The sequence below is a fragment of the Bacillus sp. VA15 genome, assembly GCF_055721145.1.
In genome coordinates this window covers 1-404 of sequence record NZ_JBVQPQ010000048.1, presented here as the reverse complement: position 1 = coordinate 404, position 404 = coordinate 1, and the positions used below count along the sequence as shown (strand labels likewise).

Below are 404 nucleotides of genomic sequence, written 5' to 3'. Positions count from 1 at the left end.
GATGTCCGCAATCCCATTGAATGGCGTCTGCGATAACTACAGCTGGGCAGAGGCGATTAGCCTGCTGCGCAACAACCGCGTGGTGATCCTCTCCGCCGGTACGGGTAACCCGTTCTTTACTACCGATTCCGCTGCCTGCCTGCGCGGTATCGAGATCGAAGCCGATGTGGTTCTGAAAGCGACCAAAGTGGATGGCGTGTTTACTGCCGACCCGGCAAAAGATCCGTCTGCCACCATGTACGATCAGCTGAGCTACAGCGAAGTGCTGGAAAAAGAGCTGAAAGTGATGGATCTTGCCGCCTTTACGCTGGCTCGTGACCACAAACTGCCGATCCGTGTCTTCAACATGAACAAACCTGGCGCACTGCGTCGCGTGGTCATGGGTGAAAAAGAAGGCACTTTGA

The 404-nt window shown here is 55.2% G+C and carries 1 protein-coding gene; it reads left to right on the top strand.

All coding sequences use genetic code 11. The features are described from left to right. Positions 1 to 404 (top strand): amino acid kinase family protein (locus AC0DBE_RS21680; RefSeq protein ID WP_472963771.1); only part of this gene is annotated, 404 nt, incomplete at both ends.